Source organism: Psychrobacter nivimaris (assembly GCF_043419765.1).
In the GTDB taxonomy this organism is placed as follows: Bacteria; Pseudomonadota; Gammaproteobacteria; order Pseudomonadales; family Moraxellaceae; genus Psychrobacter.
In genome coordinates this window covers 602,692-623,980 of sequence record NZ_JBHOFX010000001.1, presented here as the reverse complement: position 1 = coordinate 623,980, position 21,289 = coordinate 602,692, and the positions used below count along the sequence as shown (strand labels likewise).

Below are 21,289 nucleotides of genomic sequence, written 5' to 3'. Positions count from 1 at the left end.
CAATCATTTTAATAATTCTAATAGTTAGGCTAATAATACTTAAAGGGGTATTGGTCTGACAGAATATCAATTAAGGATAATATAATATGGCAGTTTTTTTGACAGATGAATGGTTTGAGCAAGTAGAAAAAATGGGCAACGAAGCAGGTGAGTTAAACTTACCGCCAGTACTTGCCAATATGGTCGTCAACCTAAAAGTGGCTGAAGCTGATAAAACTATCGAAGCCAATTTTGCAAATGGTTTGCTGCATCGCGGCTTAAACGATAATGCAACGACGACGCTGCTATTAGATCGCGATATCCTACAGTCTATCATCACTGATTTTGATACCAATCAAATCATGGGTGCGTTTATGAGTGGCAAAATCCGTGTCGAAGGCGATATGTCTCAGTTGATGGCCGTACAGACTGCACGTCCAAGCGCAGAGCAAAAAGAGTTGTATACTCGTATCAAATCAATGACGACGATGGCTTAATCGTATATTTATATGACTTTTGCGTTACGTTTTTGGGTTGTAAGAATCCATAAGACACAAAAAAGCCCCTAATTCATATTAGGGGCTTTTTTATTGCGCAATCAAATAGGCATAAAAAGTCTTTCAAACAGTCTAGCTAGCTTTTGATTGCTGCGTCGCATTTGATTGGTTCTCTTTGTATATTGCTGCTTGTAGCCATACGTTTGCTTGGACGTAGTCATGTACTTTGATGCTATTGGTTTCAGCAGTGTTGAGCGCACCAATACGCACTACAAAAGGATCCGCATCTTGCTCACGTAGCGTCACCACGTCAAACAATATGATAGATTTACCATTGAAGACGGTTTCTTGTTTACCAAGTACTTGCCCCTGACACCAAGCCTCGTCTTCTTGTCCTAGCGTATCGCCAAACAAGTAAGCGCACATATGGCCCAAGTTAATCTCGACAGGTGCCATTTGTTCTTTGGTCTCAGGTTTCCATTCGCTGATTTGCTCTTGCAAGTCATCAGGAATTTTTCCGTCATTTGCTGCCACGATGTCGTTAAAGGCACGGTGATAACGGATAGACTCTTGATCTTCGACCATGATGACTTCATTTTGCTCACTTAGCTTAATTTCGTGCGCCCAAGCACTAAAGTTCACATAGTAAGAGGTGTCGCGCTGATATAGATGACGGTTGGTCGTATAGAGTTGATCAAACGCATAAATAATACTGCCATCAGCAGTACGTAAACGTAATACTGCATCGTGCGAGTTGTCATTGGCGATGACACGCTCAATTTTGCAGTTCAATCCGTAAGGACTATCGACACAAGGGTAGGCATTGATAAAGCATTCTGGCTTACCATCTTTCATCGCGAGCACTTGATTAATATGGCAAGGCTGATCTTCTGATAGAAGCAGGCAGCTGTCTTTTGCACTGACGTTGTTGTTCAGGCCTTTAGGCATCGCTGCGACTTCGATCATTTTTTGTAGCCATTCAGGCACATCATGACTCATATCGTCGGTCAGAATACGCCAGTGATCGGCGTGACCTGCAGACTGCTCATCGGTCAATGTGATCTTGGTGGGAGATTGAATGTTTTTGTATTGATAATTTATGGTCATGAAAATACTCAAAATTAAGTCAGCGTGAGGTTTGTATCTAATACTGTGTTTGCTTGTGTACCATCCAACATTTTAAATGATTGGTTTATGATGGTCAGCGATATTATCAGTAAATAGCGAGTAAACCTCAATGAGGGGTTAATGACAATTGTCTTTAGCATATAATATATAGGTATTGGTGCAGCTAATAGCAAGCCCCCTATAAAAAATAATAACAAAACCCAGTTTTTTGGTAAAAAATACTCTCAGTTGTTGCTAATGACTGGCACATATCAGCTAGTTTGTGTCAAACTAGCTCCCTTTTGACAGCTGTTATTGGCTCGTCTGACACCCTGTTTTTGTGTTTGATTTATATGTGAGTAGTAGCAACTGTATGATGCATTTACTACTGCTCGTTATGCAACCTATATAAAGTCGCACGTAGATAAGATAAAGAGTTTGAATATGTTTCGTCCTTTAGCGTTATTTATCGGCTTACGATATACCCGAGCAGAACGTAGTAATGGCTTTATCTCCTTTATATCACTCATCTCGATGATTGGTCTGACGCTTGGGGTTGCCGTATTGATTACGGTGCTATCAGTGATGAACGGCTTTGACCGTGAACTGAAAACCCGCATTTTGGGAATGGTACCGCAGGCTACTGTGGTCTCATCAGAAATTATTGGCGACTGGGAACAGCTAGCCGATCAGATCAAAGAAGACCCAGAAGTGGCAGCTGTGGCACCATTCATTCAACTGCAAGGGATGCTGACATCAAATGGTCAGGTCGCAGGGATCATGGTGACAGGCGTCGAGCCTGAATACGAGAAAAACGTCTCCATCATCAATGAGCACATGATTGAAGGTAGTATTGACACTCTGAAAAGTGGTGACTTCAGTATCGTGTTGGGCGAGGAGATGGTGCAGTCTTTGGGTCTGCAAATAGGGGATAAAGTGACGCTAGTATTGCCAGAAGCGTCACCATCACCAGCAGGCGTGATACCGCGGTTTAAGCGATTTACTCTGACAGGTATTTTTACGATTAGCCCAGAAGTAGACAGTCTTATGGCGTTTATCCCGATGGGTGATGCGGCAAAATTACTGCGTCTGCCAGAAGGTGCGCAGGGCGTACGCATGAAGCTTAACGATATCTTTACTGCGCCGATAGCTGCGGAAAAAGCGGCTGCTATCGCACCTGAAAAGCTATATCCAAATGACTGGACACAAACTCATGGCAATCTGTTTGGGGCAATTCAAATGGAAAAAGCCATGGTCGGCCTATTACTATTTTTGATTATCCTAGTTGCCGCTTTTAATATTGTCTCAAGTCTGGTCATGCTAGTGACCGATAAAAAAGCAGATATCGCAATCTTAAAAACCTTTGGTGCGTCTCCTCGTTTGATTACTCAAGTCTTTATGGTCCAAGGTGTGGTCATCGGGGTGATCGGTACTATCGCTGGTACGATACTGGGTGTGATATTTGCGCTTACGGTCAGCGATATTTTAGGCTTTATTAATCAAGCCTTTGGTCTGAACCTGTTTGATGCGTATTTTGTCAATTACTTGCCATCACAGTTGCGTTTGTTAGATATGGTATTAATCACAGGTGCATCGTTTGTACTGAGCTTTTTGGCAACGATTTATCCAGCGCGCCGAGCAGCTAAGATTCAGCCTGCTCAAACGCTACGCTATGAGTAATCGCAAACGCCTAAACATCGAAATAAATACCGAAATAAATAAAATAAAGGAAGCGCTATGTCTGCCATTTTAGAGGCGACCAATATCAATAAGATATATGATGAAGGCGCGGTCAGTACGCAAGTTTTGACTGGTCTTAATCTGACTGTTCATGCGGGTGAGCGCATCGCTATCGTTGGAACCAGTGGTTCAGGTAAAAGTACACTGCTACATTTGCTTGGCGGTCTAGATACGCCAACCAGTGGTGAGGTTTGGTTGCATGGTCAGTTGTTAAATAGCATGAATGAAACTGAGCGCGGTGCAATGCGTAACAAGCATTTGGGCTTTATTTACCAGTTTCACCACCTGTTGGCAGAGTTTACAGCAATCGAAAACGTAGCCATGCCATTGCTGATGCGTCCAGAAGTATCAACGACGGATGCTCGTAAGCAAGCGGTTGAGATTCTAGAAAATGTCGGTCTTGAGCATCGTTTGATGCATAGACCAGGTGAGCTATCAGGTGGCGAACGTCAACGTGTAGCGATTGCACGCGCGCTAGTGACTAAGCCATCGCTGATTTTGGCAGATGAGCCAACCGGTAACTTGGACTATGACAATGCACAAAGCGTTTTTGGTCTGTTGTCAGAGCTACAAAGCACTATGCAAACCGCGCTACTTATGGTGACGCATGATCGCAATTTGGCGGCGCTTGCTGACCGTCAGTTGTTGCTACGCAATGGGCATTGGGAACAGTATTAATAATTTTTTATATTAGGTCGAAAAACTGACCGAAACGCCATCTATTGGCGTTTGTTATGGCTATCATATTGAAAAGTTATTGTTGTATTATTAAGAAAATATATCATAGAAACTAGCGATTAAGCGGTTGTGAGCCAGCCGCCTTATCTATTTTATAAGGATGCGTAAAATGCGTGAAGATGATAATCCAATTGCGGCTTTTGGCAGTGCGGAAGAGGGTGATGAGCCGTTAAAGCCTTACATCGATCCAACTTTGTTTGAAACGCTCGATAGACAGACACAAACTGAGCTACTGACCCCTGTGTTTGATGCCATCACTTTGGCTGGGGTTGATTACGACCTAAAAGTTCAAGACAGCGCGACAGGTAAGCGTTATACGCTCTGTAAAAATGATGAAGTCATTGAGATCGTACCGATGGATAGCAATTTCACTGACAAAGTCTTAAATGCTATAGAGAACAGTAAAGAAGAATGAGCTCTGCTAGCTTAGTTTAGCTAGGGCGTAAGCGTTATAGCCATATAACAAAGATAAATTGCCTTATAACTTGTCAGATTCGTCAGAAGGTTTTTGCTGACGTTTCTGCCAGCTCGCCACGGTCTTATAACGCCAAATGGCCTTAAATGCCAAACCGCAAATAAGACTGGTGACCACGGCTAAAATCGTTAGCCCAATGCAAAATGCAGCAAGTGATACTGTACCGCGATAAGTAATGAACGGATTGGCACCGTTTGATAATGCCCATAAGCTGAAATCCGCAATCATTCTACCGATGAATCGCAAGCTAATCACAGGTGCATCAATGATCTTTGCACCGATATAGTATCCAGCATAAAAGATGGGTAGGCTAGTGACTGGGTTAGTAATCCATGTCAAACCAAGCGCCATAGGGACATTGGCACGAAAAATAAGCGAGCCAATAAGTGCCAGTAACATCTGTCCTGGCAGCGGAAAAAATGCACTTAGTACACCGATATAGACGGCCTTATTTAGGCTGTGTCGATTGAAATGCCATAACCTTGGATCAGCCAAGTGCGGTGCAAACAGCTTTAAAGTGCGACTTTCTAAGATTTTCTCTGGTGTAGGAAGTAGGTCTTTTAGACGTTTTTGGGGCACGGGATCGCCTTTAATCATTAACTACAGTCTACTCAATGGTATTGAGAAGCTGGTATAAAGTAATATATGGTGAGTAGGATAAAGGTTAGAACACACAGAATGGTGGTGTCAGATAGTTACCACCTAATACGTTGCCTCAGTATAGGGTAATATAAATATAAATGCTATTGCATCGCGTGCCATTTGCTATAGTAAGTAACCATATTTGGCCGAATAATATTTAAGTCATCAAGCAAGGAGTGCTGGTGTACTGGTTGATTGGTAGCCTCATAATTATAGTTATGATGGGCGTATTGGCAGTCGCAGATAATGTGATAATGCCAACCGACTTATCTTTGCTAGATATGATTGATCCGTCCAATCTGTTTTTGGCGCTGATTGTATTTGCTATATTTCTGTTGGCTTCTGCTCAATTCAACATACCCTCGATAGACAGCCACAGCGCTGATAACAGTACCTTTAACAACGCATCTCGTCATACTAAACTTCCTTTCCGAATTATTAGACACTTGGTCTTAGCTTTGTTAGCGACTGCGTTAGTGATAGGCAGCGCATTGCAAGCTTTGGTTACTCATCAACAAGCAGAAACCACTGAAATAACTGCACCGATACGAGTACATGCATTCGTGCGTATCGAAGGGTTGAGCGACAGTGTTTATGATGCTGCTACAGATAGCGGTTATAGACAAGTAGCGGTGATAACGAATATCGCTCCGTTAGTCGCTGAGCTAACGCCCCAAGAGTTAGCAACTAAAACATCCGACTACTTAGATGTGAACAGAAATAGCCTAAGCAACAATTACAATACTAATTCCAATGAAGTTAGTATCGCAGTCAGCGAACACCGAATCTTACTTAACGCTTATCCAAGAAAGTCTGCGAATAAGAGCCAGTTTGCATCCTTAAATGAATTGCAGCCCGGTGATGAGATATTCATGAGCCTAGCACTGGCGCCGTTGGCTACTTCTGAGCAAGCAGTCAATAACCCTACTGGTTTTGACAGTTATCGCTGGTTGCGAGGTCGGCATATTGATGGCGTTGCGAATATTTTGGCCATTAGTCCTACATTGGTAAACAGTAACGAAATCAGCAATAAAATCAGCGATGAAAAATATTCGAAGCAGTCGCTAGATTCTGACTCATATCTTCAGCGCTTTCGTACTCGTATCGATCAGGGGCGTTGGCGATTACGACAGCATTTCTATCAAGACTGGTCAGCGCAAACGACAGCAGAGCAACAAGCAGCAGCCGTGACATTAAGTCTGCTTACGGGTGATCGTAGCTTGATTAATCGTGATACTAAGGATTTATATCAACTGGCGGGTATCTCACATCTGCTCGCTATTTCAGGCACGCACGTACTGTTTTTAGCTATTGTGCTAGCAGGTATAGTTGTACTGCTGTTTGATCGTAATTATTCGGCGATTTATCGTCGTATTCCGCGCTGGCAAGTGCGCTGGTGGGTAATGATTGGCGCCGCTTTTATTTATGCGCTATTTACTGGTTTTGACGTGCCTGCTGCCCGTACGGCTTGGATGTTATTAGCGATTGGATTTGTCAGATTGATATTGATGCCTATCAGTACGATGCGCGTGCTATTGGCATTGGCTGTGTTGATGGCTTGGCGTGACACTTACGTATTATGGCAGGCAGGGTATTGGCTGTCTTTTATCGCAGTGGCGTTATTACTCAAGTATGACGATACGTCGTATGAGCACCAGACTACGACTGTATACGATAGTAAGCAGCATACTCGTATCAATAACACGCTACCTAACCGTGTTTGGCAAATAATTAAGCGTGTGTTTAAACTACAGTTTTGGCTGTTTCTTACTTTATTACCCGTGACGTTGCTTTTATTCGGTAAAGCATCTTTATGGGGTCTTTTTATCAATTTATTTGCTATTGGACTATTTGGTTGGGTGATTGTACCGCTCAATCTATTAGCAGGACTATGTTACCTTCTGGTGCCGAGTATTGCTGATATTCTTTGGGTAATTATTAGTACGATAGTTGGTCATCTACACGATTTAATGAGTTGGCTGACGTCATTGCCAGCACTATCGGATGCGTGGCTCTATACACCAGTTAATATAGCGATACTATCGATGGCTTTGCTAAGCGCATTGCCTTGGCTTTTGCCACGAGGTTTACTCAGCCGTTGGTTGACGTTGCCACCATTAACGTTGCTGATGATGACGGTGTATGCCAATCAGCAGTCACTGGTAACTGTACCGACCCTATATATTCTACCAACGGGTGACTCGTATATAACGGCAGCATTGCTACAATATCCTACCGTCAATGAAGACAGCACCAATTGGTTGTTCTTAGCTGATCATAGACCAACCTCTACACGAACGATGCCAAGCAGCCTGACAGCAGACAAATTATCTGAAAATTTAAAGCAGCAGCTGGGCAGTTTATCTGTCAATAATTTAGAAAGTATTGTCGTACAGAGTAGCAGTACCGGCCTGACTGATACGTTAATTCCTGACGATAAGAATACTGCTAATACCAAAAATTCTGAATTACTGCCGATGACCGTTGCTCAATTAAATAGTCGTTTATCCATTAGCCAATATTGGCAAGCAGGACGCTCTGATCGTTGGTCTGCATTTCAGCAAGCCTATAAAACAGTTAGGCAATCTGAAGATACGCCTACTATCAGTGCCCAACGTTGTGAGCAAGGCAAAATATGGCAGTCGGCCAACGATGAGTTGTCAGTACAAGCCATCACTGGTTGGACCAAGATAGGTGACACTAGCGTTTGGGATTGTACGATTGCTCTTGATACTAATATGCCAATACGCGTTCTAAGATACAATGCGGCAGACCCACTTAACTCGTTACCTGCCAATTCACCTGTTAGCCCTCAAGCACAAATATCATCTAACCAGTTAACTGGCAAACAGTCAGCGTCTTCCCAGTCGCGTTTGATTTTAAATAATGCTACTCATCAACGCGTTTGGCAACTATGGTCATTACTATGTTCAGTTGAATCGAATAATGAGAATATGTTATTCAAAAATATAAAGTGGCTTGGTCATAGTGCCTCGCAAATTACAGCTGATGTCATAAGTCGTCAGAGAGTCGATGAAGTTATAACCTATGATAATAAGCCGTTAGACACGGCATTATCGCTAAACAACTAAATCGCTAAATAACATTGATAGCTTTTCCAATGCCGAAACTACTAACCCTCAAAAATAAGGCTTATATTATCAGCGTTACAATATAGTGATATTTCACAGTTATACTATTGAACCGTTATCGAAATACCACCATACTTAGCAGCCTATTAATACAGGTCACTGACTATTAACATAAGTCACAGATATGGTGAGACAGTATCAGGTATACATCACCGCTTTAGCTGTATTTCTCGACAACCTCATTTTATTGTTTTAGATTGTTTCTAACTTAGGAAGTTATATGCCCAACTGGCCACCAGACCCTAACAAACGTCCTGATAACTCGGCAAATCAGCCAACGCAACTGCAGCAACCAAGCCCGCCAAGTGGACAAGAATGGAAGGTGCTGGAAAACACGTTATTAGCGAGTGTGGTTGAGCAGCGCCGCGCTCGTCGCTGGAGTATCTTTTTTAAACTACTGACCTTTGGTTATATCCTATTGATATTTTTGACCCTTGGTCGTGGTTGCAGTAGTGCGCCAACAGGTATGGACGCAGTCGATACTAGCGACCCACATTTGGCAGTGGTTGAGCTACAAGGTGTTATCAGTAATGATGATGTGGCCAATGCGTATGATGTCAATGAAGCATTGAGAGACGCTTTTGCAAACAGTAACTCAAAAGCAGTGGCCTTAGATATCAATTCACCTGGCGGTTCACCGGTACAGTCTGATGATATTTGGCAGACCATGATGGACTTACGCCAAGAGTACCCAGACAAAAAGCTTTACGCAGTGATTGGTGATATCGGTGCTTCAGGTGCTTATTATATTGCGTCTGCCGCAGATGAGATTTATGTCAATCCGTCAAGTCTGGTCGGCTCTATCGGTGTCATTATGCCAAGCTATAACGTCAAAGGTTTGATGGATAAAGTTGGCGTAGAAGATCGTACGATTACGGCTGGTGAGTATAAAGATATCTTAAGCTTATCTCGTCCGTTGACTGATTATGAAGAAAATCATGTCGAAAAAGTACTAGCAAACACGCACAAGCATTTCATCAATGCTGTCAAAGAAGGTCGCGGTGATCGTCTGAAAAATCCTGAACAAAACAAACTGTTTTCAGGGCTATTCTGGACAGGGGAGCAGTCTATTGAGCTAGGCTTAGCAGACAAAACAGGTAGTATCACAAGTCTAAGTAAGCAACTTGACCTTGATACGATCATTAGCTATAGCCCAACTGATCCGTTCCAAATGTTTATGGATCGTTTTGCAGTGAAGTTAGGTGCAGGTATTGGCTCTAGCGTTAGTCTCGACGTATTGCCACAAGAAAGCAACACTGGACAGATGCGTTAAGCGTTTTATGTTCTAGATATAATGTGTATGATTGTTAAGGCTGAGCATATAATTGTGCTCAGCCTTAATTGTATGCAATACCAAATAAAAACCTTGGTCTGAGTGATAGCCTGATTAAATTAGCTATACAGCTATAACTATCAAACACAGTTGTCAAATTTGTCATATAGACATGGTTGGTTTTAATAATGGTACAAGGTTCAATCATTAAAAATAATATGTAACATAAACGATCCCACGAGAGTCTGTCATGAGTGATGAAATAAATTTGCAGTCCTTTGCTAAACTGCCTGTCTCTAAAATAACCAATAAACCTGTGCTGCATTTTGCTCATGCTAATGGAATGCCAAGCGCGGTATATGAGCCATTTTTTAAAGGTTTATCAGAATTTTTTACGATTGAATACATTGCGATGTTGGGTGATACGCCCGATTATCCAGTCGATGATCATTGGCGTAGTCTGACGCAGCAAATCATTGATAGCGTAAACAGTGCCTGTAAAAAGCATGGCGTTGCACAAGTAGTAGGAGTGGGGCATTCGCTTGGGGCTATGTGTACGTTGCAGGCCACATATCGTCAGCCTGAACTGTTTGCACAAGCAGTACTTATGGATCCGCCTTGGATTTATGGCAAAGTCAGCTTGTTATGGCATTTAGCAAAGACAGCAGACAGATTACCGTTTATGAATAATCATCTGATGGACAAACTATCACCAGCTGGCGTGTCCAAGCATCGCCGTGATGTGTGGGATAGCCGGGATGAAGCATATGAGAAAATGCGACATAAGGGGTTTTTTAAGAATTTTGACGAGCGTAGCTTTCAAGGATATATCGATCACGGCTTACATGAGCGCGCGGATGGCAAGGTGACATTGGCTATTCCTAAAGCCAGCGAAGTCGCTGTGTTCCGTACCAATCCATCTTGGTATTGGCTGGCACCGAATCGTGGTCCTAAAGTGCCTGTGACTTTAATCATTGGTCAAGACAGTATCTTTTTGAAACGTCGCTTTCCGCAGCAGATAAAATCGCGCTTGGGCATCCCTTACGAAACTCATGAAGGGGGACATATGTTCCCACTTGAGTATCCAGAGTCTGTCTCAAAGCAGGTGCTAGGATTGATTAAGCAGCAACTGTCAAAATAAATGCAACATACCATCAGTCATGCTTGTAATGGATATGAGCTGCCAGAGTATTTTTAAGTGATACCTTTATGCCAAAAAACCTAACTGCGCCATCTAGTACGACTGTCTCACCTAAGTCTCTGCCGCTATTTTCGCGCGTGGGTACATTCGTGCTGACAGTAGGAATGGTGCTTGCGTTTTTTGTCAGTCAGCTGGTAGGCGTTTATGTCGCTGGCAAGCTGGTATTACCTGCCGATGAAAGGGCATCGATAGGGAGGATATTCTATTTTGGTAGTAATGATGGAACGGTCGTGAGCCTGTCTATACTTATCGGCTGTGTATTGCTGGTGGCAATTAGCGTACTTATCATTCGTTTAAAAGGTGGCAGTCTGCGTCAATATCTAGCCTTAAAGCCGTTCTCACTGTCGGTGGGTATAGGCATGCTTGGGCTGCTACTAATATTCATGATTGCCAGTCAGACACTGACATATGCACTCGATATGACGCCGTTAGTGTTTGTTGATCCACTCTATCAGTCGGTCATTTCGGTTTGGCTATTGGTGTTTGCCATGGTCGTCGTCGCACCAATTTATGAAGAGGTTATCTTTCGCGGTATATTGTGGTCAGCCATCGCAGAACAGTTCACGGCACCATCATATTCAGCGAATTATGGGGCGATTGTCGCCAGTATTGTGACAAGTTTGATATTTGCTGTGATCCATGTGCAGTACGGTATCTATGAAATCAGTACCATCGTAGTGTTGGCATTGATATTTTGCTATGCACGGATTAAGTCAGGCTCGCTACTACTGCCAATCGTACTGCACATTGTCAATAATGGTGCAGCGATGTGGCAGTATATTGTGCAAGCGGCATAGATAAAATGCTGTCCACAACGATGGCTGGCATGTAAATTCTATCGAGCCAGTCAGATATAAAAATTTGGCGACACGTTAGGATTATGCATCAGGATTTAATAGTAGCACTTCATCGGCCGCTCGCTTAATATCATCAATCGTTAGCTGAGGTTTGCCGCTCAATGCTTGGCGCCACTTACGTGCGCCCATCAGACCTTGGAAGAGTCCTAAATAATGCCGTGTCATTGTTGGCAGCGCTTCGCCTTTTGCGAGTTGTTCTTCGAGATATGGATAAAGCTGCGCTAAAATCTCCGAGCGCTTAGGTATTGTCTCAGGAGTTGCCTCTTCCCATAAGCTATTGGCCTCTGCTAATAGATACGGATTGTGATAAAACGCCCGACCAATCATCACGCCATCGATATGCTGTAGATGCATTTTTATATCTTCAATTGTATCGATACCACCATTGATTTCAATATCTAGCTCAGGGAAGTCCTGCTTTAGACGGTACACATCATCGTAACGCAGCGGTGGTATTTCGCGGTTTTGCTTAGGGCTGAGCCCCTGCAACCATGCCGTACGCGCATGTACGATAAAGCGGGTACAACCTGCCGCTGCGACTGTCTGCACAAAGTCCACCATAAACTCATAACTATCAAAGTCATCGATGCCAATACGATGCTTGACCGTCACTGGAATATCGACTGCAGCTTGCATATGCTTGACCAAATCAGCGACGGTCTGAGGTTCTGCCATCAAACAGGCACCTATCTTATTGTGCTGTACGCGATCTGAGGGGCAGCCAACATTGATATTGACTTCATCATAGCCATACTGCTGAGCGAACTCTGCGCATTGTGTCATCTCATTGATATCTGCACCGCCGAGCTGCAATACAAGAGGGTGCTCAAGTGTATCGAAGCGCAAATGCCGTGTTCGATTGCCATGTATCAATGCACCAGTACTGATCATCTCGGTATATAGATAGGTATGTGGGTTAAACAGTCGCGCAAAATAACGATAATCTGTCGTAGTCCAGTCGATCATTGGCGCAACTGAGAGGCGTTTGTTGGTCATATCAACCATGGTCATCAAGCCTTAATATTTGTGTCTTAAATAAATGGAGAAGGTGCAATGGATGAGACAACCCACTGCACCTTATTTTCAAGATTTTATAGAGCTTCAAGTGTTATGCGAAGCGGCGATTGACTGTTTACTTATACAATAACGTGGTCAATCTTTTTCAACTCGGGCAAATTATAAAAATAAAGCCCCATGATAATACCGATAAAGCCAATAAAGGCAATGTACAGTGCTGGTGAAAAGCTTACTAGAGTCGTGGCGTATCCAAGACCAAAAGGTATTAGCACACCAGTAATGCCCTGTGTGACATTGTTGCAAAAAGCAACGCCAGTCAGACGTACATTGGTCGGAAACAGCTCTACAAGGATAGCAGGGACCATACCAATCACGCCAGCACAGAAGCCCAAAATCGCATACATGATTAGTATATAATCACCGCCCGCCTGCAAATGGTAAAAGAACGCCAGCATTTGGGCAATCAGTAAAATCGAACCGATTACCAACACTTTACCAAAATTCTCATGATTAGAAATCATCCCATAGAATATACAGCCAAAAATGATAAATATGATGCCCAGGCTATGGGAGAACCCGAATAAATCACTGTCCAACGAAAAGTTTATCTCTATCAAGTCTGGTAAGAGCAAAACGATAACAGTAGAAATGCTAGAGATTACTAACGTCAGTACCATACCGATAAAAATAGAATGCTTGCAGTGTTTAAAAAGTAACGTCAGTGGCTTACCTGCATTTTTACTTGCCTTCGGCTTTACGAGCGCTAAAAAGAAAGGCGTCTCTTCAACCATTCGCCATACCAATAACGGCAAAGCACTTAGTACAGCGGCCACTAAAAATGGCAAGCGCCATCCGTATTCAGTTAACTCGGCTGTAGTCATAAAGCTAGAGAGCCACATAAAAAATGCATTTGAAAACAACACGCCTACAAAGAAGCTGGCAGTCACGTAGCTACAGGCTACTGATAAATACTGTCTGGGCACATGCTCTGCCACAAATACCCAAGATAAGGGAACATAAAGTCCGTATGCCATACCCTGTATAATTCTTAATAAAATAAATAAAGCAGGCGCAAAGATGCCCCATTGTGCATAAGTTGGCAAAAATGCCATTGCTAGGAGACTACATGCGGTGACTATGATACTTAGCAATAAAACGGGCTTTCTACCTTTTATATCACCATAACGACCGATGAGAACACCTCCGATTGGACGTGCTAAATAACCGATAACAAAAAGCCCCATTCCTTGCAGTTTAGCAACTCTAGGGTCAGCATTAGCAGGAAAAATCGCCGCTGAAACAATATCTGAGATATACAAGTAAATCAAAAAATCAAAAAATATCACAGCGCTGATGAAGCTAATGAACATCACTATGTTTTTGTCTTTAGTAGACATTAGGGCGTATTGAGAACGAGACGGCATAATAGATCACATATCCACAGAGTAAAGTGGTCATTAAGACGATCATCGTTTGGATAACCGGCCATGGTAAAAACGGCAAATCAAGATATATAAAAGATGATTTGCCGAAACAATAAATTGGGTGTTTAAAATAAAAGTTTTTGAATGGTACTTTGTTTACTTAATACAACTGAGTCGCAAAACTAAATGTTCTAATGGTCTAGAACTGTCGAAATTAATAAGCTATATATCTACAATAGCCAGTCAATGGGCAACCAAGACATAATGGTTAGCCAAACATGGTCACCCATGTCCACTCGTGGCTCGGAGTCATAGACTACCTTTTCGCCTTTCTCCATGGTGTGCCATTGCAGATTGCCATTTTCTAGTAGCTTGACCTCATACGCTTGATTTAATAGATCGTCGCTCAAAGCACCATGCAGCTGCCTTGCTAGTTCATCATCATTAATGATTACACCCATTTCGGTATTGATATTGGCAGAGCGCGGGTCAACGTTGTATGAACCGATAAAGACTTGATAATCATCTACTGCAAACGTTTTTGCGTGCAAGCTGGTCGAAGATTGGCTGCGTGCCCGCCACAGTTTGTTATCACGTTTTTCTTCAGCAGCGGTCGATTTAAGCTCATATATTTTGACGCCCGAACGAAGCAGGCGAGGTCGCCACTGGCTATAGCCAGAATGCACAGCAGTCACATCGGTCGCATCAAATGAGTTGGTTAATATCTTAATATCGACACCAGCTTCAGCCAGTTTAACCAATGTATCGACGCCATCTTTGGTCGGTACAAAATAAGAAGAAATAATCGTCAATTTCTTGGTTGGGCTACCAAGCAAGTTACGCAACTGATGAACCAAGTTGGTATCGGCAGGAACTGTTTTACTTAGTTTGCCAACATCATCACTTAAGAACTGCATGTCGGTCCAACGGAAAGGCACACGCTTATTAATCAAGTCACTATCAATCGTAGAGTCTTTGATCGCAGCTTTATAAACCGTCAAGCTGCTGCCTTCGTTGTTTTCTTCATCCAGACCGAGCTTATCTAAGGCCTTTAAAAAATCAGGCGTAACGTCATCATCAAATTTCGCTAAGGTCTCGATATCAAATGATAAAGGCGATGACCAATAGTCATAAAAACTGTTATCAATATCTGCGACGACTTTACCGATAAGTAAGACATCCAAATCTGCAAATTGGCTGCTTTGGTCATTGCTAAGATATTCGTTGCCGATGTTACGCCCGCCGATGATAGTAATCTGCTTATCAAAGGTCATGCTTTTATTATGCATACGGCGATTGATACGTGGCAAACCAGTCACATAGTTCAGTGTTGGAAACTTACGATGCATCAAAGGGTTGATGATGCGCACCGCAATGTTAGGATGGCTAGCAAAGCGTAATAAATGCTGGTCGAACTTGGCACTATTATTAAAATCATCTAACAATAAGCGCACGATCACACCGCGCTCAGCTGCGTCCCATAAGTCTTTCAACAGAAGCTGACCAGCCTGATCGTTATGCCAAATATAGTACTGCGCATCAATATTGCGCGTGGCCATATCTGTCAAAATGCTACGTGCCGCAAAAGCATTCGCTCCGGTCACGATTGGGTGATAACCAGACAAATCAGGATGGATGTCGTTCTGCGCACTAATAGCCGAGACCAAATCCGTGCTGCTGGTCTTAATCGTCTCACCTTGCGTCGTCTGCTTATCTGAATATAGAGCCTCTACACGTGCTGATAGTGCTTGGCTTTCCGGTAAATGTGGCTGCTTGGGCAAACTCTGGCAAGCGCTAAGACCTAAAGTCAGGCCTAGGGTTAGACTCAACGATAAGCTGCTTGGTTCTATACTGAACATCGACATAACGAATTTACCTTAATGAGCCTAAATGTACTGATAAATAATGATTCTGAGTGCTTGAAACACTCTTGTTAGATGAATTACCAAACTGTTGTTGTATTACGCGTGGCAAAATCTAAATCGTCGCTAAGCTTAGCAGCTGTTGTGATATCTGCCTATTATAAATACGTTATTTTTGTTAGATTTAGCGCACGAAATCACTGTTTTTTAAGTAGTGTTTAACTATATATGTGGCAGATTTTAAGCATTAAAATTGATACGTCTTTGGTATTCGAAAATAATATTTAGTGGCCATTTGAAACCAGCTGTGCGGAATAAGTCGACATGATATGATAACGCTGATGAATTCGGTCGATAATCAAAAGAATAAGAAGTCATTTTATTTCAATTAAAAGACCAACCAATAAAATATTAACCAAAGTAACGGAACGTTTATGAGTCAGTCGCAAAACCATGATGAGAGCAGTTTGAACAAGTTAGATCCAAACTGGCGCAACGATGCCTTAGATTTAGGGCTTGATTATGGCATGCAGACCATCGCAGTGCGGGCAGGTCAACACCGTACAGACGAAGGCGAGCATTCAGAGCCTATTTTTACCACCAGCTCTTACGTTTATCGCTCAGCCGCTGATGCTGCCGCTCATTTTGACGGTACAAAAACAGGCAATGTCTACTCTCGTCATACCAATCCAAGCGTACGTACTTTTGAGCGTCGTTTAGCTGCACTAGAAAACGGTGAACGCGCAGTTGCAACGGCCTCTGGTATGGGCGCTATTTTGACCATGTGCTTGGCATACCTAAAAGCGGGCGACCATTTGCTAGCGGCCAACCAGTTATTCGGCTCATCTATCGGTCTGTTTAACAACTATATGGCCAAGTTTGGCGTTGAAGTCAGCTACGTTGATTGTTTCGACAATGAGGCATGGGCCAATGCGGTTCAACCAAATACCAAGGTGATCTATTGCGAAAGCCCAAGTAATCCATTGGCGCAGATTTGTGATATCGGTTATCTGAGTCAGCTATGTAAAGCCAATGACATATTACTTGTCGTTGATAACTGCTTTGCAACGCCAGCATTGCAGCGCCCGTTAGATTTGGGTGCGGATGTGGTGATTCACTCTGCGACCAAATATTTGGATGGTCAGGGTCGTGTATTAGGCGGTGCGTTGGTCGGTAGTGATAAACTGATGCAAGAAGCGTTTACCGTGGTGCGCTCGGGCGGTATCAGCATGAGTCCATTTAATGCTTGGGTATTTACTAAGGGACTTGAGACGCTCAAATTGCGTATGCAAGCGCATTGCCAAAATGCCAATCAGGTAGCAGAATTTTTGGTCAATCATCCTAATGTCAGTACCGTACATTTCTCAGGCTTGAGTGACCATCCTGCGCACGAGCTTGCTACACGTCAGCATCATATGAAAGAGGGTTACGGTGCTATTATGGGTTTTGAAGTCAAGGCATCTGATAGCCGTGATACCAAAGAAGCGGCGTGGCATGTGATTGATTCAACCCAAATGGTCTCTATCACCAATAACTTGGGCGATGCCAAAACCACGATTACTCATCCTGCAACCACCACGCATTTCCGTCTAACTGCTGAAGCTCGTGTCGAAGCTGGTGTCAAAGACGGTCTGATTCGTCTATCGGTAGGTCTGGAAGATGTGGAAGATATTATCAAAGACTTGGCACGTGGTTTAGACAGTTTGTGAAGATAACGGTATAATCTGCACTAACGCATTGCATTAACTTTACGTTATTAATTATTCATTACTATACGCACTAGCATAAAATACAAACCATAAATAACAAAAGAGGCAACTATGAACATTCAAGCATTGATGCAACAAGCACAAACGATGCAAAAGAAAGTAGAAGCAAACGTTGAAAACGCTAAAAAAGAGCTTGCTAACAAAGAAGTGCAAGCAGAAGCGGGCAGTGGCCTAGTTAAAGTAACGATGACTGGTCGTCATGTGGTTAAGCGTTTGACTATTGATCCAAGTCTGTTAGAAGATGAGCCAGATATGATCGAAGACCTTATCGCTGCTGCTATCAATGATGCGGTTCGTCAAGCAGATGCACTTTACGAAGAAACAATGGCTGGCGCGACCTCGGGCATGGGTCTGCCACCAGGTATGCAAGGCATGTTTTAAGCATTAAATACTTCATACTGAAGACAAAAATGGGGTTGTTATCGGCAAGATACGACCCCATTTTTATAGCTACGGTTTTTTAAATTAAGTTAAATTAAGTTAAATTCAGTTAGATAAAGTCAACTAAAGGAAGCTACTTTGCTTACAGCCAAATTTGATCAGCTGGTCAAACAGCTGCGTATATTGCCAGGCGTCGGTCAAAAAAGTGCCCAACGAATGGCCTTACATCTGCTCAGTAAAAAACGCCCACAAGGCATGGCACTCGCCCAAGCACTAGATGAAGCCATGCGTGATATTGTTGAATGTCAACGTTGTCATAGTTTTAGTGATGAGGCTGTATGTCCGCTATGCCAAGATGTTAGACGTGATGACAGTCTGCTATGCGTGGTCGAGACAGCAGCAGATGTGATGGCGATTGAACAGACAGCTGGTTACCGTGGTCGTTATTTTGTGTTGGGCGGGCATTTATCGCCAATTGATGGTGTCAGCGCTGATGACTTAAATATTGATCAGCTCGTATGGCGAGTGAAGCAAGAGCCTGTCGAAGAGCTAATACTGGCAACAGGTACGACTGTCGAAGGTCAGACTACGGCGCACTTTATCAGTGAAGCTGTCAGTCGTCATGTTAATAAAGTGACGCGTTTAGCACAAGGTGTGCCGATGGGCGGCGAGCTTGAGTATTTGGATAGTATGACGCTTGGTCAAGCCATGCAAAATCGTTCTTTTTTATAATGTTTTGATTGCTTCAAAGTCTTACCCAATTCATTTCTTGGAATTGCTATAATTGCTTTATTATTGTTTATCTTTTAATTTTATTAAGGCGCGGTTTAGCGTTTTATTTTCTCCTATTAATGCAGGTATCTGCCCGTGTCCAATAACGTTTCAAACGCCTCAGCTCAGTCAAATGCTTCTGATATCAATGATCGTTCATCGCAAGAAGCCGCTAATACTGAGCCAATGTCAGCAGCCACTTCATCTGAGTCAGTGTCTAATACTCCAGATGCTGAGGTGCTAGATATTGATTCACTATTGGATATTGCTGATGACGTTGCTATTAAATGGGTACGTAAGCAAGGCGATTTAGATGAGGTTATTGATGCCTTAGCAACTTGCGGACGCGTGGCCTTAGATACTGAGTTTATCAAGCGTGACACTTATTATCCGCGCTTGGCACTGGTGCAATTGAATACTGGCGATCATGTTTATCTGTTGGATGCACCCCAGTTGCAACTGGCTGATCTTTGGGAAGCGCTACGCAAAGTAGATGTTGCTATCTGGCACGCTTGCGGCGAAGATTTGGGCATTTTTTATCTGTTGTCTGGCTGTCCACCGTTGACCAATATATTTGATACGCAAATTGCATTGTCTTATTTAACAGGTCAATTGCAAATGGGGTATCAGCAAGCATTGGCTGATCAGCTAGATATGCATATCGATAAAGAACACAGCCAGTCTGACTGGCTCCAGCGCCCGTTGACAGATGAGCAAGAGCAGTATGCCATCGATGATGTGCGTTATCTGCCAGCGCTGTATATCAGTATCGAGCATGCGCTTAAGGCTCAAGGGTTATATGATTACGTTTGGGCTGACTGTCAGCTTTATGCCAGTGATTTGTATGACTCGCAGCACGTCGCAGATGAAGCGATGTATCTAACGATGGCAGATTATCGCTATAATTCGCAGCAAATGGCGATACTCAAAGGGGTGGCTACGTGGCGAGAAGAGCTGGCACGTGCGACCAATCAACCCCGTACCTTTGTGATAAAAAAACAAGCAGTACGTGAAATTGTCACTGAAAAACCAAACAGCATGCGCGAGCTGGCACATAAAACGACCATGCACCGTAGTATGCTGCGACTATATGGTGAAGAGCTGCTGAAAGTAATCAGAGATGCCAAGAGTCTACCGCCTACAGAGCATCCAGACTGTCTAGTGCCACCATATCGCTCAAAAAATAAAGTATTATCAAAAGCAGTGCAGCAAGCGATTGATGAGCATGCGCGCGAAATCGGTATACCTGCTAGCGTATTGATGCGTAAAAAATGGCTAGGACAATTATATGAAGTGGTTGCTCTTGATAAAGACGTGAGCGAACTGCCGCAGGGGCTAAAAGGTTGGCGTAACGACTGGGTTATTAAAACTTTAATTCCAGTCATCAAAAAGCATAAAACCGAACTGCAGCAGGGCATGGGTATTCGTGTTCAATAAGGAATCGTTATATAAGGCACCGTTTAACAAGAAATCGTTCGACAAGACTGAAAACTGACACTCAAGTATTCATACAGCTCTTAGCGTTTAAATCGTCCATGCTCTAAAAAGTATCGAGTCTGCTCGGCGACCTCTGGGTTCACTAGCATGCCAGTATGTGAGACTGGCATGATGATATGATCAGCTGCAGCCTCTATCTTCGTCTCTTCTATATAGACTGTCCCGTCATGTGCAAGCTGCTCTTTAAGGGGTGGCTTATCAGATTTGCGCAGTTTGCGATTGTGATACTGCAAAAATAGCTGACCTAGACCATAAGGTCGGTTGCCAGCGATAACGCCTAACGTCACGTGTTTGGGCAATGGTGCGACTGTGCCGTCCAGTGCGTCGACATACGAGCGACCTACGGCAGCAGGAGTCAATCGCCAGATATAATCTGCACAAACACTGCCTATGTGCGGTGTCCCTAGAGTCACGCAACGTCCAATTTTCCATTTTGGATACTGAGCGACAAAATCACGAATGATCAAACCACCCAAACTATGCCCGACCAAATCTATAGGATGATCTGGGTGATGATTTGTTTCTAGCCAGCTATTTAGGCGGGCGCTATTGGTTTTGATACCATCACGCATACTACGGTAGCCATACTGATGGGTATCAAATCCTGCTGCTTGCAGGCGCTTGGCTAATGGTCGCATGATCCATGGGGTTTGATGCAACCCATGTATTAGAATGATGCGAGTTTTTTGTTTAGGCGCTTTATGTTGCATAGCATTGTCCAAATGATTGCTTCAGAAATTTAAGGTAAATAGCTTATTATTGATATAAGTTTTTATTGCATTGAGTTCTTATCGTTTATTTATAATATTACCTGCTAATGTAATAGATAAAAAGTCAGCAAAATAAAAACCTCCAAGTCAGCTGCTGACTTGGAGGTTTTTTACTACAGAGCATAACTATCGAAAAT

At 43.1% G+C, this 21,289-nt stretch carries 18 protein-coding genes; 12 read left to right on the top strand and 6 right to left on the bottom strand.

What is annotated here, in order from left to right; all coding sequences use genetic code 11:
- The first annotated feature begins 86 nt into the window (after positions 1–86).
- Positions 87–476, top strand: a complete 390-nt coding sequence (locus ACHEVO_RS02220; RefSeq protein WP_057760797.1) for an SCP2 sterol-binding domain-containing protein — start codon at positions 87–89, stop codon at positions 474–476.
- Positions 477–608: 132 nt separating this feature from the next.
- Here ACHEVO_RS02220 and ACHEVO_RS02215 read toward each other — a convergent pair whose 3' ends face one another.
- Positions 609–1,583 (bottom strand): hypothetical protein, encoded by a 975-nt coding sequence (locus ACHEVO_RS02215; RefSeq protein ID WP_165596796.1) that lies wholly within the window; start codon positions 1,581–1,583, stop codon positions 609–611.
- 444 nt (positions 1,584–2,027) lie between these two features.
- Here ACHEVO_RS02215 and ACHEVO_RS02210 point away from each other — a divergent pair, with 444 nt between their 5' ends.
- The 3 genes from ACHEVO_RS02210 to ACHEVO_RS02200 all read left to right on the top strand — a co-directional run bounded on the left by ACHEVO_RS02210 (position 2,028) and on the right by ACHEVO_RS02200 (position 4,476).
- The gene (locus tag ACHEVO_RS02210) at positions 2,028–3,263 is read left to right on the top strand and encodes a lipoprotein-releasing ABC transporter permease subunit (protein ID WP_394123747.1); all 1,236 of its coding nucleotides are present in this window, start codon (positions 2,028–2,030) and stop codon (positions 3,261–3,263) included.
- 57 nt (positions 3,264–3,320) lie between these two features.
- On the top strand, positions 3,321–4,001 hold the full coding sequence (lolD, locus tag ACHEVO_RS02205) for a lipoprotein-releasing ABC transporter ATP-binding protein LolD (RefSeq protein ID WP_394123746.1): 681 nt from the start codon (positions 3,321–3,323) through the stop codon (positions 3,999–4,001).
- Positions 4,002–4,170: 169 nt separating this feature from the next.
- Complete coding sequence (locus ACHEVO_RS02200) at positions 4,171–4,476, top strand: hypothetical protein (RefSeq protein WP_394123745.1); 306 nt, start codon at positions 4,171–4,173, stop codon at positions 4,474–4,476.
- A gap of 63 nt (positions 4,477–4,539) precedes the next feature.
- On the opposite strand, the gene ACHEVO_RS02195 is transcribed toward ACHEVO_RS02200, so the two are convergent.
- Positions 4,540–5,115 (bottom strand): DUF2062 domain-containing protein, encoded by a 576-nt coding sequence (locus ACHEVO_RS02195; protein ID WP_227522947.1) that lies wholly within the window; start codon positions 5,113–5,115, stop codon positions 4,540–4,542.
- 245 nt (positions 5,116–5,360) lie between these two features.
- On the opposite strand from ACHEVO_RS02195, the gene ACHEVO_RS02190 reads away from it, so the two are divergent.
- The 4 genes from ACHEVO_RS02190 (at position 5,361) to ACHEVO_RS02175 (ending at position 11,601) form a co-directional block, all read left to right on the top strand.
- A complete protein-coding gene (locus ACHEVO_RS02190; RefSeq protein WP_394123744.1) occupies positions 5,361–8,270 on the top strand; it encodes a ComEC/Rec2 family competence protein in 2,910 nt (969 codons plus the stop codon).
- A 280-nt stretch (positions 8,271–8,550) separates the two neighbouring features.
- Positions 8,551–9,603, top strand: coding sequence for a signal peptide peptidase SppA (gene sppA, locus ACHEVO_RS02185; RefSeq protein WP_394123743.1), 1,053 nt, complete (start codon positions 8,551–8,553; stop codon positions 9,601–9,603).
- Between the two features lie 250 nt (positions 9,604–9,853).
- Positions 9,854–10,744, top strand: coding sequence for an alpha/beta fold hydrolase (locus ACHEVO_RS02180; protein WP_394123742.1), 891 nt, complete (start codon positions 9,854–9,856; stop codon positions 10,742–10,744).
- A gap of 68 nt (positions 10,745–10,812) precedes the next feature.
- Complete coding sequence (locus ACHEVO_RS02175) at positions 10,813–11,601, top strand: CPBP family intramembrane glutamic endopeptidase (protein ID WP_394123741.1); 789 nt, start codon at positions 10,813–10,815, stop codon at positions 11,599–11,601.
- A gap of 81 nt (positions 11,602–11,682) precedes the next feature.
- Here ACHEVO_RS02175 and dusA read toward each other — a convergent pair whose 3' ends face one another.
- The 3 genes from dusA to ACHEVO_RS02160 form a co-directional block, all read right to left on the bottom strand.
- Positions 11,683–12,666, bottom strand: a complete 984-nt coding sequence (gene dusA, locus ACHEVO_RS02170; RefSeq protein WP_394123740.1) for a tRNA dihydrouridine(20/20a) synthase DusA — start codon at positions 12,664–12,666, stop codon at positions 11,683–11,685.
- A 131-nt stretch (positions 12,667–12,797) separates the two neighbouring features.
- Positions 12,798–14,102 carry an MFS transporter gene (locus tag ACHEVO_RS02165; protein ID WP_394123739.1) on the bottom strand — a complete coding sequence of 435 codons (1,305 nt, stop codon included), beginning with the start codon at positions 14,100–14,102 and terminating at the stop codon, positions 12,798–12,800.
- 230 nt (positions 14,103–14,332) lie between these two features.
- Positions 14,333–15,967: a phospholipase D family protein gene (locus tag ACHEVO_RS02160; protein ID WP_379544696.1), complete on the bottom strand. Its 1,635-nt coding sequence runs from the start codon at positions 15,965–15,967 to the stop codon at positions 14,333–14,335.
- Between the two features lie 431 nt (positions 15,968–16,398).
- Here ACHEVO_RS02160 and ACHEVO_RS02155 point away from each other — a divergent pair, with 431 nt between their 5' ends.
- The 4 genes from ACHEVO_RS02155 (at position 16,399) to ACHEVO_RS02140 (ending at position 20,322) form a co-directional block, all read left to right on the top strand.
- Positions 16,399–17,673, top strand: a complete 1,275-nt coding sequence (locus ACHEVO_RS02155) for an O-succinylhomoserine sulfhydrylase (protein ID WP_394123738.1) — start codon at positions 16,399–16,401, stop codon at positions 17,671–17,673.
- Positions 17,674–17,784: 111 nt separating this feature from the next.
- Positions 17,785–18,114 (top strand): YbaB/EbfC family nucleoid-associated protein, encoded by a 330-nt coding sequence (locus ACHEVO_RS02150; protein ID WP_045445429.1) that lies wholly within the window; start codon positions 17,785–17,787, stop codon positions 18,112–18,114.
- Between the two features lie 138 nt (positions 18,115–18,252).
- Complete coding sequence (recR, locus tag ACHEVO_RS02145; RefSeq protein WP_057760773.1) at positions 18,253–18,846, top strand: recombination mediator RecR; 594 nt, start codon at positions 18,253–18,255, stop codon at positions 18,844–18,846.
- A 135-nt stretch (positions 18,847–18,981) separates the two neighbouring features.
- Positions 18,982–20,322 carry a ribonuclease D gene (locus ACHEVO_RS02140; protein WP_394123737.1) on the top strand — a complete coding sequence of 447 codons (1,341 nt, stop codon included), beginning with the start codon at positions 18,982–18,984 and terminating at the stop codon, positions 20,320–20,322.
- Positions 20,323–20,402: 80 nt separating this feature from the next.
- Here ACHEVO_RS02140 and ACHEVO_RS02135 read toward each other — a convergent pair whose 3' ends face one another.
- Positions 20,403–21,092 (bottom strand): esterase/lipase family protein, encoded by a 690-nt coding sequence (locus tag ACHEVO_RS02135; RefSeq protein ID WP_394123736.1) that lies wholly within the window; start codon positions 21,090–21,092, stop codon positions 20,403–20,405.
- Between the last annotated feature and the right edge of the window lie 197 nt (positions 21,093–21,289).

Coding starts and splice junctions, on each gene's coding strand:
- ACHEVO_RS02180 (WP_394123742.1), top strand. CDS start 9,854: ATGAGTGATGAAATAAATTTGCAGTCCTTTGCTAAACTGCCTGTCTCT.
- ACHEVO_RS02160 (WP_379544696.1), bottom strand. CDS start 15,967: ATGTCGATGTTCAGTATAGAACCAAGCAGCTTATCGTTGAGTCTAACC.
- ACHEVO_RS02150 (WP_045445429.1), top strand. CDS start 17,785: ATGAACATTCAAGCATTGATGCAACAAGCACAAACGATGCAAAAGAAA.
- ACHEVO_RS02165 (WP_394123739.1), bottom strand. CDS start 14,102: ATGCCGTCTCGTTCTCAATACGCCCTAATGTCTACTAAAGACAAAAAC.
- ACHEVO_RS02210 (WP_394123747.1), top strand. CDS start 2,028: ATGTTTCGTCCTTTAGCGTTATTTATCGGCTTACGATATACCCGAGCA.
- sppA (WP_394123743.1), top strand. CDS start 8,551: ATGCCCAACTGGCCACCAGACCCTAACAAACGTCCTGATAACTCGGCA.
- dusA (WP_394123740.1), bottom strand. CDS start 12,666: ATGGTTGATATGACCAACAAACGCCTCTCAGTTGCGCCAATGATCGAC.
- ACHEVO_RS02215 (WP_165596796.1), bottom strand. CDS start 1,583: ATGACCATAAATTATCAATACAAAAACATTCAATCTCCCACCAAGATC.
- ACHEVO_RS02175 (WP_394123741.1), top strand. CDS start 10,813: ATGCCAAAAAACCTAACTGCGCCATCTAGTACGACTGTCTCACCTAAG.
- ACHEVO_RS02135 (WP_394123736.1), bottom strand. CDS start 21,092: ATGCAACATAAAGCGCCTAAACAAAAAACTCGCATCATTCTAATACAT.
- ACHEVO_RS02200 (WP_394123745.1), top strand. CDS start 4,171: ATGCGTGAAGATGATAATCCAATTGCGGCTTTTGGCAGTGCGGAAGAG.
- lolD (WP_394123746.1), top strand. CDS start 3,321: ATGTCTGCCATTTTAGAGGCGACCAATATCAATAAGATATATGATGAA.
- ACHEVO_RS02155 (WP_394123738.1), top strand. CDS start 16,399: ATGAGTCAGTCGCAAAACCATGATGAGAGCAGTTTGAACAAGTTAGAT.
- ACHEVO_RS02220 (WP_057760797.1), top strand. CDS start 87: ATGGCAGTTTTTTTGACAGATGAATGGTTTGAGCAAGTAGAAAAAATG.